At 48.0% G+C, this 15759-nt stretch carries 16 protein-coding genes, 1 pseudogene and 1 riboswitch; of the genes and pseudogenes, 10 read left to right on the top strand and 7 right to left on the bottom strand.

Features of this window, described 5'->3' with window-relative positions; all coding sequences use genetic code 11:
• Positions 1-40 precede the first annotated feature (40 nt).
• Positions 41-577, bottom strand: a complete 537-nt coding sequence (locus OVA33_RS08415; protein WP_088056565.1) for a sigma-70 family RNA polymerase sigma factor — start codon at positions 575-577, stop codon at positions 41-43.
• 242 nt (positions 578-819) lie between these two features.
• On the opposite strand from OVA33_RS08415, the gene OVA33_RS08410 reads away from it, so the two are divergent.
• The 3 genes from OVA33_RS08410 (at position 820) to OVA33_RS08400 (ending at position 2742) form a co-directional block, all read left to right on the top strand.
• The gene (locus OVA33_RS08410; protein ID WP_065180478.1) at positions 820-975 is read left to right on the top strand and encodes a YvrJ family protein; all 156 of its coding nucleotides are present in this window, start codon (positions 820-822) and stop codon (positions 973-975) included.
• Between the two features lie 117 nt (positions 976-1092).
• The gene (locus OVA33_RS08405) at positions 1093-2253 is read left to right on the top strand and encodes an oxalate decarboxylase family bicupin (RefSeq protein WP_007410043.1); all 1161 of its coding nucleotides are present in this window, start codon (positions 1093-1095) and stop codon (positions 2251-2253) included.
• Between the two features lie 66 nt (positions 2254-2319).
• Positions 2320-2742, top strand: a complete 423-nt coding sequence (locus tag OVA33_RS08400) for a regulatory YrvL family protein (RefSeq protein ID WP_003151772.1) — start codon at positions 2320-2322, stop codon at positions 2740-2742.
• 34 nt (positions 2743-2776) lie between these two features.
• Here OVA33_RS08400 and OVA33_RS08395 read toward each other — a convergent pair whose 3' ends face one another.
• From OVA33_RS08395 to OVA33_RS08385, 3 genes are read right to left on the bottom strand one after another with little or no spacing between them, the layout of a single operon-like run.
• Positions 2777-3583, bottom strand: coding sequence for an ABC transporter ATP-binding protein (locus OVA33_RS08395; protein WP_063637067.1), 807 nt, complete (start codon positions 3581-3583; stop codon positions 2777-2779).
• Between the two features lie 18 nt (positions 3584-3601).
• Complete coding sequence (locus OVA33_RS08390) at positions 3602-4612, bottom strand: FecCD family ABC transporter permease (RefSeq protein ID WP_014418863.1); 1011 nt, start codon at positions 4610-4612, stop codon at positions 3602-3604.
• Positions 4612-5649 (bottom strand): FecCD family ABC transporter permease, encoded by a 1038-nt coding sequence (locus OVA33_RS08385; protein ID WP_172401312.1) that lies wholly within the window; start codon positions 5647-5649, stop codon positions 4612-4614. Before OVA33_RS08385 ends, OVA33_RS08390 begins: the two co-directional genes overlap by 1 nt.
• Positions 5650-5896: 247 nt before the next feature.
• On the opposite strand from OVA33_RS08385, the gene OVA33_RS08380 reads away from it, so the two are divergent.
• Both OVA33_RS08380 and OVA33_RS08375 read left to right on the top strand, forming a co-directional pair.
• Positions 5897-6835: an iron-hydroxamate ABC transporter substrate-binding protein gene (locus OVA33_RS08380; RefSeq protein WP_021494112.1), complete on the top strand. Its 939-nt coding sequence runs from the start codon at positions 5897-5899 to the stop codon at positions 6833-6835.
• 146 nt (positions 6836-6981) lie between these two features.
• Positions 6982-7896 (top strand): class I SAM-dependent methyltransferase, encoded by a 915-nt coding sequence (locus tag OVA33_RS08375; RefSeq protein WP_063637068.1) that lies wholly within the window; start codon positions 6982-6984, stop codon positions 7894-7896.
• Positions 7897-7947: 51 nt separating this feature from the next.
• Here the strand turns inward: OVA33_RS08375 and OVA33_RS08370 are convergent, their stop codons facing one another.
• Together OVA33_RS08370 and sspJ are read right to left on the bottom strand one after the other, a co-directional pair.
• Positions 7948-9360: an amino acid permease gene (locus OVA33_RS08370; RefSeq protein ID WP_029973585.1), complete on the bottom strand. Its 1413-nt coding sequence runs from the start codon at positions 9358-9360 to the stop codon at positions 7948-7950.
• Positions 9361-9471: 111 nt separating this feature from the next.
• A riboswitch (Lysine riboswitch) is annotated at positions 9472-9652 on the bottom strand.
• Positions 9653-9774: 122 nt separating this feature from the next.
• Positions 9775-9915, bottom strand: a complete 141-nt coding sequence (gene sspJ / locus OVA33_RS08365; protein ID WP_021494114.1) for a small acid-soluble spore protein SspJ — start codon at positions 9913-9915, stop codon at positions 9775-9777.
• A 183-nt stretch (positions 9916-10098) separates the two neighbouring features.
• Here sspJ and OVA33_RS08360 point away from each other — a divergent pair, with 183 nt between their 5' ends.
• Positions 10099-10581 carry a metal-dependent hydrolase gene (locus OVA33_RS08360; protein WP_003151759.1) on the top strand — a complete coding sequence of 161 codons (483 nt, stop codon included), beginning with the start codon at positions 10099-10101 and terminating at the stop codon, positions 10579-10581.
• Between the two features lie 41 nt (positions 10582-10622).
• A pseudogene (locus OVA33_RS08355) lies at positions 10623-12478 on the top strand (LTA synthase family protein).
• 30 nt (positions 12479-12508) lie between these two features.
• Here OVA33_RS08355 and OVA33_RS08350 read toward each other — a convergent pair.
• Positions 12509-13435, bottom strand: a complete 927-nt coding sequence (locus OVA33_RS08350) for a substrate-binding domain-containing protein (protein WP_017418932.1) — start codon at positions 13433-13435, stop codon at positions 12509-12511.
• Between the two features lie 117 nt (positions 13436-13552).
• Here OVA33_RS08350 and modA point away from each other — a divergent pair, with 117 nt between their 5' ends.
• The 3 genes from modA (at position 13553) to OVA33_RS08335 (ending at position 15756) form a co-directional block, all read left to right on the top strand.
• Positions 13553-14350 (top strand): molybdate ABC transporter substrate-binding protein, encoded by a 798-nt coding sequence (modA, locus tag OVA33_RS08345; protein WP_025649275.1) that lies wholly within the window; start codon positions 13553-13555, stop codon positions 14348-14350.
• Positions 14331-15014 carry a molybdate ABC transporter permease subunit gene (gene modB / locus OVA33_RS08340; protein WP_017418930.1) on the top strand — a complete coding sequence of 228 codons (684 nt, stop codon included), beginning with the start codon at positions 14331-14333 and terminating at the stop codon, positions 15012-15014. Before modA ends, modB begins: the two co-directional genes overlap by 20 nt.
• 94 nt (positions 15015-15108) lie before the next feature.
• Complete coding sequence (locus tag OVA33_RS08335; RefSeq protein WP_063637069.1) at positions 15109-15756, top strand: response regulator transcription factor; 648 nt, start codon at positions 15109-15111, stop codon at positions 15754-15756.
• Positions 15757-15759 lie beyond the last annotated feature (3 nt).

The raw sequence follows: 15759 nt of genomic DNA, 5'->3' as shown, positions 1-15759 counted from the left end.
TCGGTATCTGTGTTCTCTTTGCTGAAGTCAAATGGCCCGTTCACTGCTTATTTTCCCCCTTTTTTTGCTTGTCCAGATGCTTTCTGAGATTATCGAGCCCTTTTTTATGAATATTAGAAATGTTCTGCCGTGATTCACCCAGCGACTCGGCAATCTCCTTCATCGTCGCTCCGTGAAGATAAATATTCGTCAGCACGCTTTTTTGCTTATCGGTTAACGTCTGAAGCGCTTCGTATAAATCACGGTTTTGGACATGCTGGCTCAAATCCCCCTGCTTCCGCAGAAACTCTTCATACGCGTCTTTTCCCATTTCATAGGGAAGCGCTTCACCTCCCTCCGGCTGATCCACCGTCAGCGGATAGCGCTTCTGATTTTTACGGATGCGCTTGTCAAAATCGATTGAGAAAATCCGGATCATAGAGTTCATATATTTGATGATCCGGATTTCCTTATAAAACTGCTTAAAATGGTCATCCAATGATTTTGCATCCTTCTCGTCTGAATGTTCCAGCACATTTTTAAATTTCTCGTAATGCTTTGGGTCACTTAAAAAATGTTTAACGATCGGATGTTTCATAATTTCCTTGCATTTTGACCGTAAAAGAACTTGATAGTCCATAAAACCGCCCCCTATTTAAATTAAATGAAAGAAAGCAAAAAAAAGTAAACTACTCCTTTCCGACTAAGATTCCGTATTCCTTATGTCCCGGTTTTGCCGGAACAAAAAAAAGACCCTCAACCGGGATATCAGGTTTACAGGAGCCGCTCTTTCTTTCACTTATATACATGACTGCAGGTCAAGTCAGGAGGTGGCTGATAATGGATCAGGTTTTTATAGAAGAAACGGTCAGACAGATCGGCAATCTCGGCTTTCCGGCTCTGATTGCCATGTATCTTCTCACACGGTTTGAGAAGAAGTTTGACGCCCTGATCGAACTGATGACGGAACTGAAAGAGCAGAAAATGAAAAATTAATTTTCACTCGAAGTTGACTTTTCATCGGAACGCATCACTTAACAAAGCAGAAGGGAAAACGAAAGGCCTTTCACATTCTCTTTCTGAAAAAACAAAGCTTGAGAGGAGACGATTTACATGTCAAAAGAAAACAACTGCAATATCCCGCAGCCGATCAGAGGAGACAAAGGGGCGACCGTCACGATACCGCGCAACCTTGAAAGAGACCGCCAAAATCCGGATATGCTGACGCCGCCGGAAACGGATCACGGCACAGTGGATAATATGAAATTCTCTTTCTCAGATGTGCACAACCGGCTGGAAAAGGGCGGATACGCGCGTGAGGTGACCGTTCGCGAGCTGCCGATTTCTGAAAATCTGGCATCTGTCAACATGCGTTTAAAACCGGGTGCCATCCGTGAGCTGCACTGGCATAAAGAAGCGGAATGGGCATATATGCTGACGGGCAAAGCGCGGGTCACGATTGTTGATGAACAGGGACGCAGTTTTATCGATGACGTGAAGGAAGGAGATCTGTGGTACTTCCCGTCAGGCCTGCCGCACTCCATTCAGGCGCTGAAAGAAGGCTGTGAATTCCTCTTGGTTTTTGATGACGGTTCCTTCTCAGAAAACAGCACATTCCAAGTGACTGACTGGCTTGCCCACACACCGCTTGATGTCATCGCCAACAACTTCGGGGTTTCAGAAAAAGACCTCGCCGGCCTGCCCGGGAAAGAAAAATATATCTTTGAAGAGCCGGTTCCCGGGAAGCTGAAAGATGACATTGTGGAAGGCCCGAACGGTGAAGTGCCATATCCGTTCACTTACCGCCTGCTGGATGAAGGCCCGACTGCTGAGACGGATGGCGGCAAAGTATATATCGCGGATTCCACAAACTTCAAAGTGTCCAAAACGATCGCTTCAGCGCTTGTCGTGGTCGAACCGGGCGCAATGAGAGAGCTGCACTGGCATCCGAACACGCATGAATGGCAGTATTATATTTCCGGTAAAGGGCGGATGACGGTTTTTGCATCGGACGGCCATGCAAGAACATTTAACTATCAGGCCGGGGATGTCGGTTACGTTCCGTTCGCAATGGGCCACTATGTGGAAAATTTGGGAGATGAGCCGCTCGTCTTCCTGGAAATCTTCAAGGATGACCACTATGCCGATGTGTCCCTGAACCAATGGCTTGCCATGCTTCCCGAGAAATTCGTCCAGCAGCATCTGGATCTGGGCAAAGACTTTACGGATATTCTTTCGAAAGAGAAACACCCTGTCGTCAAAAAGAAATGCTGAAGATACACATCGACTTGCAGAGTTCCGTCTCTGCAAGTCTCCTCTGTGTGAAAAGGAGCTGAACAGATGATCAATCAAAACGGGACGAAAATGTTTTTTCTTCAGGTGCTCCGGTATGCCCTGGCAGCCGCTGCCGTATTATTCGGGTATTTTATCGTGATGATGGCTGTATTTTCATTAGCCGGGACGAGCTACGGATCGATGGCGTACGTCCTGCTTTTTTCCGTGCTTTTTATTCTTCTCGGTTTATGTTTTGAACCGCTTGAGCGGCTGATGATACATAGCTTTACCTTTTTTGGGACGGGCAGGCTGCCTTTTCTCCTTTTAGCCGGCACCGTTCAGCTGCTGTTCCTCTGGATGACCGCGTATACGACGGATAAACTGATTGAAAAGATTTGGCTGTCAACGACGGAGGAGCTGATTGTGGCGGGAGTTTTTTTCGTTTTGGATAAATGCGTCTCCGGACAAAAGCAGCCCCGGGCGCACTAAAAAACGCAGGCCGGAATGGCTCTGCGTTTTTTTTTCATCTTACCGTTGCGTTTTCATGCCGGATTAAATCGTAGGTTAAGCAGACCGGTTTGTTCGTGCGCGGATCTTTTACAATCTGTGCGTCAATTTGAAACACGTCTTCCAATATGCCGGGAGTCATGACTTCCTCCGCCGTTCCTTCCTTGATGACGCGCCCTTTTTTCAGGGCGATCATGTAATGGGAAAAACGGGCGGCATGGTTCAGATCATGAATGACCATTAAAATGGTGCGGCCCTGCTCCTTGTTTAATTTGTCCAGCAGCTGCAAAATTTCAAGCTGATGGGAGAGATCTAAATAAGTGGTCGGTTCATCAAGAAGCAGCAGCTCCGTTTCTTGAGCGAGCGCCATGGCGATCCACACACGCTGCCGCTGTCCCCCGGAAAGCGCTTCGATCGGCCGGTCGTAAAATTCGGCCATCCCCGTCTCTTCAAGCGCCCATTTGATCATGTCACGGTCTTTATCACTCAAACGGCCCATTCCGGACTGATGCGGAAACCTGCCGTAAGAAACAAGTTCGTACACCGTCAGCCCGCTCGGCGCTTCAGGCGTCTGCGGAAGAATTGCCATTTCCTTGGCGATGTCCTTCGTGGATTTTTGCATGATCGCCTGTCCGTTTAAATAGACGGCGCCGGATTTCGGTTTCATGATTCTTGACATCGTTTTGAGAACCGTCGATTTTCCGCAGCCGTTCGGACCGATCAGCGTTGTAATTTTTCCTTTCGGGATGGCGATATCCAATTCTTTCGCTATCAAACGGTCACCATAACCGACAGTAAGCTGTTCCGCCGATAATGAGTTCATCGCGGCAGCCTCCTTCCTCTATTTCGTTTTCATCAGTAAATATACAAAATACGGCGCTCCGAGCACGGAAATCACCAGGCCGACGGGAATTTCGGACGGTGCAAGCACATTTCTCGCCAGCGTATCGGCAAGCAGAAATAAAAATGCTCCGATTAAAGCCGAAACCGGGATAAGCGTCTGGTGGCGCGGCCCGGTAAGCCTTCTGGCCAAATGCGGTGCAATGAGTCCGAGAAAAGCGATTCCGCCGGCTGCCGCAACACATGACGCGGTCAGGGCAACGGCGGACATCAGCAGAACGCGCCGCTCCTTTTCAACCCGGGTGCCAAGCCCCGCCGCCAGCTGATCACCGAGCTGAAGCACATTTAAATACCTGGCTTTATAGAGGCTGAACGGTAAAAGAACCAGCAGCCACGGCAAAATGGACAGCACCATTTTCCAATTGGCGTTCCAAATCGAACCGGAAATCCATACAAGCGCCTGCATGAAATCCCGCGGGTCCATTTTCAGCTGAAAAATCAAGAGAAGCGCATTAAACCCCGCATTGACGCCGATCCCGACCAAAACGAGCCGGACAGGTGAAACGCCTTTTTTCCAAGCCAGAACATAGATGAGCAGCGCAGCCAGAAAAGCCCCCGCCAAAGCGCTCACCGGAAGCAGCCATGTACCGGCCATGCTTAAATCAACAGCTGATCCTTGGAAAAAGAAGATAAACAGAACGACCGCCAAAGACGCTCCGGCGTTAATACCGAGAATGCCCGGCTCCGCCAAGTCATTTTGAGACACGCTTTGAAAAATCGCGCCTGAAACCGCGATTCCGGCGCCGACCAGCAATGACAGCACCATGCGCGGCAGTCTGAATTCAAATAAAACGAGCTGATCCCGGGCATCCCCCTGTCCGAAAAAGACACGCAGCGTATCAAGAGGCGCAATCCGGATCACCCCCATGTTTAAACTGATAAAAAAGACGATGCATATGAGCAAAAACGTAACGGCCATGACCGCCAGCGGTTTTTTCGATTTTACATTCATTACAGCCCTCTCCTTTCCCTGCGCGCCAAATAAAAGAAAAAGGGAACGCCGATAAGGGCGGTTAAAGCGCCGACCGGTGTTTCAAACGGCGCATTGACGAGTCTTGCGGCAATATCACTGAAGACTAACAGAACGGCGCCGAATACCGCCGAACAGGGAATGATCCACCTGTAATCTACCCCGACTAAAAACCGGGTGATATGCGGAATTACCAAGCCGATAAAAGAAATGGCTCCGGCGACTGAGACTGAAGCCCCCGTCAAGAGGACAACGACAAACATTCCGATTACTTTTACAAGCGATGTGTACTGCCCGAGCCCTTTGGCCAGTTCCTCACCCAAGCTCAGCACCGTCACTGAGCGCGCAATCAGAAATGCCAGCAATAGTCCGATAACACCGGCCGCCAAAAGCAGCTGCACGCCTTCCCATTTGACGGAAGCGACTCCTCCGGCATACCAGAACTTCACATCCTGGGCGACATCAAAACGGATCGCAATCGCGCTTGAAAGCCCCGTTAAGAAATAGCCGACTGCCGTACCGGCCAGCGCGAGCTTCACCGGTGTCAGACCGCCTTTTGAAAACAGGCCGATGCCAAACACAATAAGCGCTCCGATTCCCGCTCCCGCAAAGGACCACAAAACAAGTCCCGCCGCAGACAGACCCGGAAAAAAAGCAAATGCCAATGCGATCGCAAATCCTGACCCCGACGTCACGCCCATAATGGAAGGCTCAGCAAGCGGGTTCCGCGTCAGCCCCTGCATAATCGCCCCGGACACAGCTAAAAAAGCCCCGACGAGCGCGGCGGCGGCAGTTCTCGGCAGCCTCAGATCGCGTATGATTTGATGAGATGTATTTTGCGGCTGAAAGTGAAAGAGAGCATCCCACACCGTCCGCAGATGAATATCGGCAGCTCCGATGGAAACAGACAGAGCCGCGCCGATCAATAAAACTGCAATACCGGCACACAGCAGCACAGCAGCCCGGAATGAACGCGCCGTCCACTGGATTTCACTCCCTGATGCCCCTTGAGCCGTCATTGTCTGTTTCTTTTTCAATAGACCCAACACTCGTTCTTCCTTTCTCAAAACAAGAATGGTAATGATAATGATTATCAATGACTTGTTTCAGTATAGCACTTTTATCTTCTCTTTTAATAGACCTAATTTCATATAAAAAAAGAAAGTTTTTCTTTAAAAAGAGCGTGCTTCTCTATGAAAGCAGTGATATAATCACACTGATAATGATTCTCTTTATCACTAATTTTTATGAAAGAAGGAATGTCAGATGTTCCATACATACAAGAAAATCGGCGCAGCGCTGATTGCCGTGCTGCTCATCGCCGCTTTGGCCGCATGCGGCAATTCTTCAGACACGAAAGGTTCTTCTGAAAAAGAAGAAACCATCACGTATAAAGCCGAAAACGGCAATATTAAAATTCCGAAGCACCCGAAACGGGTCGTCGTCATGGCTGACGGCTACTACGGCGACTTTAAACAGCTCGGCATCAATGTTGTCGGCGCGCCGCAAAACGTATTTAAAAACCCTTATTACAAAGGGAAAACAAAAGGTGTGACAAACATCGGCGACGGCACGTCCGTTGAAAAAATCATTGACTTAAAGCCGGATTTAATCGTTGTCTGGACGACACAAGGCGCCGATATCGAAAAACTGGAAAAAATCGCGCCGACAATCGCCATTAAATATGACAAGCTCAGCAACATTGATCAATTCAAAGAGTTTGCGAAAATGACAGGCACTGAAGATAAAGCAGACAAATGGCTGGCTGAATGGGATAAGAAAACCGCTGCCGCTAAAACAAAGGTTCAAAAAGCGGTCGGCTCAAAAACCATCTCCATCATGCAGACAAACGGAAAAGACATCTATGTATTCGGTAAAGACTTCGGCCGCGGCGGAAGCATCATTTATGACAAACTCGGGCTGAAGGCCACAAAACTGACGCAGGAAAAAGCCATTAATCAAGGGCCGGGCTACGCCAGCATTTCACTCGAGAAACTGCCTGACTTCGCGGGAGACTACATCTTTATGGGGCCATGGCAGGCCGGCGGTGACGACAAAGGCGTGCTTGACAGCTCAATCTGGAAGAACCTCGATGCCGTCAAACAAAACCATGTCTACCGCATTGATCCGATCGGCTTCTATTTCTCAGACCCGATCTCACTTGAAGGCCAGCTCGACTACATCACAAAAAGCTTAACGAAGTAACCCCGAAGCCGCTGTGACAGCGGCTTTTTATTACGCTTAAAACTTGACAAAAAAATTTATTTATGCTATAATTTACATTTTTGGATTAACATGTATAATAAGATTCTCCCGGCCGGAGATTGATGTAAATAACGGAGGATCTTTATATGAAAGAAAACAAGGCGAGTATGACTTCCCTGCTGTCCGCTTTCGGAAGGGCGTACCACAGTAAATACGACACCCCAGTGATATTTGATGATTTTTTGGCACAAGATCTGATTTCTGAAAAAGAGCATTCGGACATCCGCGATCATCTGATTCAAGGTATATCATTTTTCAGCAAAGACATGGCCCAGAGGCTTCAAGGCCAACCGGATGACATCTTAAAATGGGTGACTCAAGTCCAGCTGTCTCCTACACCGTTAGCCCGTGCCGCATATTGTGAAGAAGTGCTTTTCAATGAAGTGAAGCTCGGGGCCAAACAGTATGTCATCCTTGGCGCGGGGCTGGATACTTTTTGTTTCAGGCATCCTGAGGTGACAAACGCCTTAGACATATTTGAATTCGATCATCCCGCTTCACAGGAAGACAAAATAAACAGATTGAAACATCTGAACCTCGGCATTTCCCATCATCTTCATTTTGTACCGATGGACTTCGCCGCTTCGCTTTCTTTCAGCCGTCTGTATCAGGAAGGTTTTTCAGTCCAAAAAACCTTTTTCAGCCTGCTCGGTGTGTCATACTATCTTACGAAAAAGCATCTCGCCCGCCTGCTCACACAATTATTTGCCGAAGTCCCGCCGGGAAGCTCTATCGTGTTTGATTATGCAGATGAGTCGCTCTTTGAAGAAAGAGGACTGTCAAACAGAGTGGAAAACATGGTGAAAATGGCTGCAGCAAGCGGAGAACCGATGTTATCGTGTTTCAGTTATAAAGAAATCGAAAAAATATTAGAATCATCAGGTCTGCTTATTTATGAACATTTATCTCCGGCGGACGTCAATGACCGTTTTTTCAGCGGACGCACTGACCATTTAACCGCATTCGAGACCATTCATTATATACACGCCGTCAAAAAGTAACCCGCTGCCGCAAACAAAAAAGACATCTCACTGACGTGAGATGTCTTTTTGTCATACCGATTGTCTGTTGTTTGCAAATTTCTTTGAGACGAAAGGATATAACAGCAAACCGACGAAAAACAGCCCGATACCGAGAATAAAGGTCGTTAAATCGGCCGTTCCGGTAATAATGACGTAAAAAGAATAAATGCAGGCAAGGATGGCGATGATACCGTCTCTTACTCTTGAGCCCTTTATCTCGTCATACGTTTCACCCGTAAAAATGAGCTTCAGGCTGTAAAACGCTGACACGAGATACGGAATCAGATAAGCAAGCGTCGCCGCCGTTGTTAAAAACGTAAACGCGTCACTGATCGTCCGGGAAATAACCGAAAAGATAAAGATCTGTGACATCACGTTCGTTACGATTAACGACACAACCGGGCTTCCCTGTTTATTCGTTTTTGCAAAAGCAGCGGGAAAGTCTCCTGATTTCGCCGCTTGATACGGAACTTCAGAACCGAGAAGAATCCAGCCGAGCATCGTTCCGAACAGACACAAAATCGCCAGAATCGCCATGATGACGCTTCCCGCATTGCCGACGATCGCGTACAATACGTCAACAAACGGTTTTTCCGAGCCGACAAGCTTACCATGCGGAAGCACGCCCATCGTAATCAATGTCACGATGATATAGATGCCAAGCGCGATCAATAATCCGGTAATGGTGGCGCGTTTCACGTCGCGCTGCGAACGGGCGCGTCCGGATAAGATGACTGCAGATTCAATTCCGACGAACGCCCATAATGTTGAAATCGCCGCATTGTGGATCTGCCCGCCGATTCCCTCAACTGTGTGAGGACCTGTTTGAACCGGAAAATAAAAATGATCGAAAAACGACGTTTGAAACACAAATAAACCTGCAATGATAAAGAAGATAAATCCTAATACTTTTGAAAACGTCGTGACGAAATTTAATTTACTCGCACCGTTAATGCTGGTGACGAGAATCGTGTGAGTGCCCCATAATAAAACCGTACATACGGCAAACGTCAGCAGCTGGCCGAGCGTAACCGCCTGACCGCCGATCGAAAACATTTCACGCTTATCCGTTAAAATCGGGAAAAATGATGTTAAATATCCGGCAAGGCTCGTGATGATCGCCACGTTGCTGATCCAGCTCGCCACCCAGTAGCCCCACACCATCGTGAAGCCCGCTGCATTCCCTTTTTTCCGATCATTGAACAGCGCACGCGCATAGCTTTGCGGCCCCGCCGTCAGCTCAGGCTTGCGGATGGATAAGTGGCCGAAGACCAGCGCGATCATTAACACACCGGCTCCCGTTAAAAGCCATGCCGATGTAGCGCCGAACGGGCTCGCGATTTTTGCGAGCGTACTCGGAAGCGAAAAGATGCCCGAGCCTACCATATTTCCTACGACAAACGCCGTTAATAACCAAAAACCCCATTTTTTCGTCTGTTCCATTCCTGTACCTCCTGGTTGTTCATTCGTACGGACCAGACCCCGAGACCATATTTACACGCAAAAAAAAGCCTGAACAAAAGTCCATGCTTAAAGAAACACACACACCCTTGATCTCCGGATAGCCCTCCGCGAAAAAGCACGCGGCAGTCCTGCACTTATTCAGATACAGTCCCAGCATAAAGAAGGATCGGCTTTCTTTACACTTCGGCGCTGATGCCTTTAACACATGTTTTGCGGCCCCTATCAGCCTGGCATGTGCGACTCATCATCAAGCGCAACCTCTACCTCACCGAGAAAGAGTGAGGATTTTTATCATTCAATTCTACTCAGAGGTTATCAGAGATAAAAAGATCTGTCAAAGGGAAAAATTAGATGGAAAACGGATAGAGCGTTCGCCCTACCCGTCTTATATGGTCAGCGGTTGTTTTTTTTCTTTTGAACAGCTTCTTGAAGCGGATCGTCTTTCAGAGCTGCACCGGCGTCGTCAAGCGCGCCTTGAATGACGTTTTTGTTTTTATCGCTGTTTTTTCCTTTTTCTTTGTTAAAGAAAGCCATCTGTATCACCTCTTTATCAAATATAGGTACACCTATAATGTGTCTTTTTCCGCGGCAGAATATGCGGAATCCGCGTCTCCTTCCTTTTGGCGGAACAGGTAAAGTTTGTTGATCAAACATGCATTCTCTTGATATATTTGTAATTCAGGGGATTTTGGCAAAAATAAAAAGGAGAAGCGAAAAATGACAGGAAAAACACACATCATGGGAGGCATCGCTTCTTGTTCCGCAATTGCGTATTATTACGGGTATGATCCGGTCCTTATGACCTCAGCGGGTGCCCTCGGGGCGCTGATTCCCGACATATGCCATACGAAAAGCAAAATCGGCAGGACGCTGCCCGTTCTGTCCAAAATCGTAAGCACGGTGTTCGGCCACAGAACGTTTACACACAGCCTGCTGTTTATGCTTATTATGTTTTTCATTACGGCAACCTATATTCCGAATCCGAGCATTTCCGCCGGACTGATGATCGGAATGGCGAGCCACCTTGTGCTTGACGCATGGACCGTCAACGGCATTAAACTGCTGTTTCCGTCCGCCATCCGCTTCCGTCTTCCCCTTTATATGAGAACGGGGAGCTTTTCGGAGCAGCTTGTGCTGGCCGGCTTAACGATTGTATCCTGCTATTATTTATACGAACTGGTTCACGGCCGCATCTCATAAACAAAAAGCATCTTTCGCTTTTAGGGTGAGGAGTCATACATATGAAGAAAACCTTTTTCAGCAATCATCGGTTTTTATGCCTGTCCATCCTGTTCATGTGGATGAAAACCTATGCCGTTTATAAGCTCGGTTTTGATCTGCAGAACAATTCGGTTCTTGAGGAATGTCTGCTTCTCATTAATCCGCTGAGCTTCATTGTGCCGCTGTTCGGCATCGCCCTGCTGCTGACGGAAAAAAAACAGCGGATATTTCTGCTTTCGGCAAATGTGATGCTGACGGGGATTTTAATCGCAAATACGGTGTTTTACGGGTTTTATATTGATTTTATCACCATACCGGTTTTGTTTCAGGCGAGCAATATGGGCGATATGGGGAGCAGCGTCCAAGAGCTGTTTCACCCGCTTTACATCGCTTTATTTTTGGATATTGCGGTTTTGTTTTATCTTGGTAAAAGGCATAAAGCCGGTAAAGGAAAAACGGGCGCCCGTACCGTTAAAGCGTATGCGTGGGCATCAGCCGGCCTCATGCTGTGCAACCTTGCGCTGTCTGAGGCCGAGCAGCCGAAGCTGTTCAAGCACCCTTTTGATCGTGAAGCGCTCGTAAAAGGAATCGGCCTGTTCCACTTTCATTTGTATGACACCATTTCGCAGACGCTGAATGCAGGGGCTAAAGCGTTTGCCGACGAAGACAGCCTTGCGGCGGTCGCAAATTACACTCAAGCCGACTACAGCAGGCCGTCCGAATCAAAGTTCGGGCTGGCAAAGGGGCGCAATGTGATTTTTGTTACGCTCGAATCAACCCAGCGTTTTGTAATGGATGAGCGGGTCAACGAGCGGGAGATTACCCCGTTTTTAAATAAACTGCGGAAAAAAAGTTATGACTTCACTCATTTTTATCAGCAGACTGAACAGGGAAAAACCTCAGATTCAGAATTCATTACTGCGAATTCGCTGTATCCGTCTTCAGCGGCGCCGTTTTTTTTACAAAAAGCGGCCACCGGTTCAATACGATGTACCATATGTTAAAAGATCATCAATACTATTCAGCCGTTCTGCATGCCAATCATAAGGCCTTTTGGAACCGGGATGAGATGTACGGGACATTCGGAATCGACCGTTTTTTCGACGCGGATGAATTTAAGGTGACACAGGAAAATTCAACAGGCTGGGGCCTGAAGGATAAGGAATTTCTCGAACAGTCAGCGGAAAAATTAAAGAAGCTTCCGCAGCCGTTTTACGCGAGCCTGCTGACTTTGACCAACCATTTTCCTTTTGAAATTGATAAACAGGATCAGCTCATTGAAGAACCGGACACAAGCAGCGATTTATTAAACCGCTATGTGACGACGGTCCGCGATGAAGATGAGGCCCTGAAACACTTTTTCAAGAAGCTGAAAAAAGAAGGACTGTATGACAACGCGATGATCGTCCTGATGGGAGATCATTACGGTATATCCGAAGCCCATAATCAAGGACTTGCCGAATTCTTAGGGAAAGAGGAAATCACTCCGTTTGATACGGTTCAGCTTCAGCGCGTGCCGTTTATCATTCATATTCCCGGGGTGACCGACCGTGCGCCGGAAACGATTGCTTCCGCCGCGGGACAGGTTGATGTAAGACCGACGCTGCTTCACCTGCTCGGCATTGAAACGAAAGGCAGCATTCAGTTCGGCAATGATCTGTTTTCCGGAGAGCGGACCCCGTTTGCGGTGCTGAGAAACGGCAGCTTTATCACGGATGATCATATTTATACGAAAAATACGTGTTACAGCCGTAAAACGGGTGAACCGCTTTCTGACATGAGCGCGTGCAGCGATGAGAAAGAAAAAGCGGAACAAGAGCTGATGCTTTCCGATAAAATATTAAACGGCGACCTGCTGCGGTTTTACAAGCAATAAAAAAATCCCTCCGTTATATGGAGGGATTTTTCATGTTTCATATATGAGCCGTCCGGTCATTTTCGTATCATATCCGGATAATTGAGAAAGCTGAGACTTGAATTCCTCAGAATTGAGGATGTCCTGCACGCTTTGAACAAGCTCCCGGTTTTGTTTTAAGACGACCACATCGTACTGTTCACTGATCACCGGGATAAAGTCCGTGCCTGCCATATGCGCCGCATGCTGCGACCCGACTCCGATATCCGCCTTTCCGCTTGATACTTGTGAAGCCGCTGACAGATGATCCGTGACAATGTCATGGTAGCCGGCGACATCAGACGGCGTAATACCGAAAGATCTGAGCTGTTCATCCAGCAGCACCCTCGCGCCTGATCCTTTTTCGCGATTGACGATACGGACATCCTTTCGGCTCAAGTCCTGAAAGCCCTGAATGTTCAGCGGATTGCCCTTTTTCACATATAATCCGGCCTGCCGCAGCACGACATGAAAAAGCGCAAACGGCTCCCCTGAAAGAATGCGCTTCACGTACGGGATGTTATACTGCCCCGTCTCCCCATCGTATAAATGCAGACTGACGATGTTACAAGCCCCGCGGTACATCTCGATCAGGCTGTTCAAACTGCCGCTGTACTTGCGGAGCGGGGCCGCCTGTATTGTTTGTTCCAGCTGTTTGCTGAGGAGGTCCATCGACACATCCTGCCCGCTGATGATAACGGACTGCCTTTTTTCCGGCTCCCGCCCGCGGGACGGGTCAGCAGCTTCTGATACGGATGGCTTTTTTGACATTCTCATGTTTGTTTTATATTGTTTTAAGTCCTCTTCATCGACCCTCATCTGTCTTCCGACCCTGTACGCCGGAATGAGTCCTTTTTTTATCAAATCATATACTGTCAGTTTTGAGACCTTCAAAAGGCCCGCAACTTCTTCTATTGTATAGGAAGTGGCTTCTGTCATATTATCACGCTCCATTTTTATTATAACTGTTCAGATATTGAAAAAAAACCGCACCATTACGTACAATTGCGTTATAATTAGTTTGATCTAATGATATCTAGCTATAAGGGGTGCACAATGTTGAAAAAGAAAGCGACACTACTCACAACTGCGGCTATGGCCGTTTTCCTCGCAACTGCGGGCTGCTCATCCGGACAATCGTCCAAAGGCGGACAAAACGAAAAAGTCACGCTGACCGTTTCTGCGGCAGCCAGCGCTCAGGATGCACTTGAAGAAATCCAGACCAACTACGAAAAATCACATTCAAACGTAACCATTCAAGACAACTTCGGATCATCAGGCACATTGCAGAAACAAATTTCACAAGGCGCGGGAGCTGATTTATTCTTCTCGGCAGCCGAAGATAAATTCGAAAAGCTCGTTCATGACGGAGATATCGATAAAAAGGACAGCACGGATCTTTTGAAAAATGATCTCGTCATGATCGTGCCTGAGAAAAACAGCGCACACCTGACACATCTGAATGACCTGAAAAAAGACAGCGCGGAAAAAATCGCGCTCGGCACGCCTGAATCCGTTCCGGCCGGACAATACGCCAAACAGTCATTGACGGCATTATCCCTGTGGGGCAAGGTAAAAGATAAAGTCGTCTATGCAAAAGACGTTCGCCAGGTGCTTTCTTATGTTGAAACCGGAAATGTCGATGCCGGGCTTGTCTATAAAACAGACGCACTGATTTCGAAAAAGGTGAAAATCACCGATGAAGCGCCGGCGAAAACGCACGATCCGATCGTGTATCCGCTCGGCATCGTCAAGGATACAAAGCACCGTAAAGAAGCAGAGGCGTTTTATCAGTATCTGCAGTCTGATGAAGCGATGAAAGTGTTTAAGAAATATGGATTTACTGCCAAGTAACATTACGGCTTCGGAGTTTTTCACTCCCGTCGTACTGTCGTTTGAGGTGGCTTTGGCATCGGGCCTCGCCGTCATCATTCTCGGGACGCTTGCCGGCGCCTGGATGGCGAAAGCGCGATTTCCCGGAAAAACGGCTGTGGAGACCCTGTTTATGCTCCCGCTCGTTCTTCCTCCTACCGTTGTCGGCTTCATTCTCATTATCATTTTCGGGAAACACAGCTTTATCGGCCGGGCGATTGAGCGGATTTTTCACCAGCCCGTCATTTTCACGTGGTCGGCCGCGGTGATCGCTTCGGCCATTGTCGCCTTCCCGCTTATGTATCAGTCCGCTAAAACGGGCTTCGCCGCGGTTGATGCCGACATCGAGGGAGCGGCGAAAGTAGACGGAGCCGGCAGGTGGCAGGTGTTCACCCGTATTTCCGTCCCGCTTGCCTTTCCCTCCCTCTTGACCGGAAGCATTCTCAGTATTGCAAGGGCGCTAGGTGAATTCGGGGCGACTTTAATGTTTGCGGGAAATATTCCCGGCGTCACCCAAACGCTGCCGACAGCAATTTACGTCGCGATGGACTCCGGCAATGAAACACTCGCCTGGGTGTGGGTGATCTGTATTGTGATCATTTCTTTCCTGATGCTGTTTTTCATCCAATTGAAAAAACCCGCTTGACTGATCCGCCTTCCGCGCACCTTTCGCCGGGAGGCTTTTTGATTTAAAATCGGATGGTATATAATGAAACAAAAAACACACAAAGGGTGCGGCCATGAAGATTAATGTCATTATCGCGGATGATAATTCTTTCATCAGAGAAGGAATGAAAATCATTTTGCATACATATGAGGAATTTACTGTATCGGCAACGTTGGAAAACGGCCTGGAGGCGGCAGAGTATTGTAAACACAATCCCGTCGATATCGCCTTGTTGGACGTCCGCATGCCGGTGATGAACGGCGTCGAAGCCGCAAAACGGATCGCGGAGGAAACGGATACGAAGCCGATGATCCTGACGACATTTGACGACGATGAGTATATTTTAGAAGCGATTAAAAACGGCGCGAAAGGATATTTATTAAAAAATACCGAACCGGAACGGATACGCGATGCGATCAAAAGCGTCTTCAACGGGCACAGCATTCTTCAGGACACCGTGCTGGATAAAATAAAAGACAGCCTTTTACGGCCGGCCGAAGCCGCGCATCAGATTGATGAAAGCCAGTTTACTGAAAGAGAGCTCAGCATCATGTCGCTTATTGCGAAAGGACTGTCGAACAGGGAAATTTCAAAACAGCTTTTCATTTCTGAAGGGACGACGGCCAATTATATTTCATCTATTTTAGGGAAAACAGGGCTTGAGCACAGAACGCAGATCGCCATTTTTTATATCACCGGGAAGGTGGATAACGGGCGTTGAACG

Source organism: Bacillus sp. KICET-1 (genome assembly GCF_027721405.1).
GTDB classification, from domain to species: domain Bacteria; phylum Bacillota; class Bacilli; order Bacillales; family Bacillaceae; genus Bacillus; species Bacillus velezensis.
The sequence above is the reverse complement of the archived record's forward strand: the minus strand, read 5'-3'. Positions and strand labels throughout refer to the sequence as shown.

Excerpts from the sequence above, each read along its gene's own strand:
- modA (WP_025649275.1), top strand. The coding sequence starts at position 13,553 with ATGTTGAAAAAGAAAGCGACACTACTCACAACTGCGGCTATGGCCGTT.
- modB (WP_017418930.1), top strand. The coding sequence starts at position 14,331 with ATGGATTTACTGCCAAGTAACATTACGGCTTCGGAGTTTTTCACTCCC.
- OVA33_RS08415 (WP_088056565.1), bottom strand. The coding sequence starts at position 577 with ATGAAACATCCGATCGTTAAACATTTTTTAAGTGACCCAAAGCATTAC.
- OVA33_RS08410 (WP_065180478.1), top strand. The coding sequence starts at position 820 with ATGGATCAGGTTTTTATAGAAGAAACGGTCAGACAGATCGGCAATCTC.
- OVA33_RS08335 (WP_063637069.1), top strand. The coding sequence starts at position 15,109 with ATGAAGATTAATGTCATTATCGCGGATGATAATTCTTTCATCAGAGAA.
- OVA33_RS08380 (WP_021494112.1), top strand. The coding sequence starts at position 5,897 with ATGTTCCATACATACAAGAAAATCGGCGCAGCGCTGATTGCCGTGCTG.
- OVA33_RS08385 (WP_172401312.1), bottom strand. The coding sequence starts at position 5,649 with ATGACGGCTCAAGGGGCATCAGGGAGTGAAATCCAGTGGACGGCGCGT.
- OVA33_RS08405 (WP_007410043.1), top strand. The coding sequence starts at position 1,093 with ATGTCAAAAGAAAACAACTGCAATATCCCGCAGCCGATCAGAGGAGAC.
- OVA33_RS08395 (WP_063637067.1), bottom strand. The coding sequence starts at position 3,583 with ATGAACTCATTATCGGCGGAACAGCTTACTGTCGGTTATGGTGACCGT.
- sspJ (WP_021494114.1), bottom strand. The coding sequence starts at position 9,915 with ATGGCTTTCTTTAACAAAGAAAAAGGAAAAAACAGCGATAAAAACAAA.
- OVA33_RS08360 (WP_003151759.1), top strand. The coding sequence starts at position 10,099 with ATGACAGGAAAAACACACATCATGGGAGGCATCGCTTCTTGTTCCGCA.
- OVA33_RS08400 (WP_003151772.1), top strand. The coding sequence starts at position 2,320 with ATGATCAATCAAAACGGGACGAAAATGTTTTTTCTTCAGGTGCTCCGG.
- OVA33_RS08375 (WP_063637068.1), top strand. The coding sequence starts at position 6,982 with ATGAAAGAAAACAAGGCGAGTATGACTTCCCTGCTGTCCGCTTTCGGA.
- OVA33_RS08370 (WP_029973585.1), bottom strand. The coding sequence starts at position 9,360 with ATGGAACAGACGAAAAAATGGGGTTTTTGGTTATTAACGGCGTTTGTC.
- OVA33_RS08390 (WP_014418863.1), bottom strand. The coding sequence starts at position 4,612 with ATGAATGTAAAATCGAAAAAACCGCTGGCGGTCATGGCCGTTACGTTT.
- OVA33_RS08350 (WP_017418932.1), bottom strand. The coding sequence starts at position 13,435 with ATGACAGAAGCCACTTCCTATACAATAGAAGAAGTTGCGGGCCTTTTG.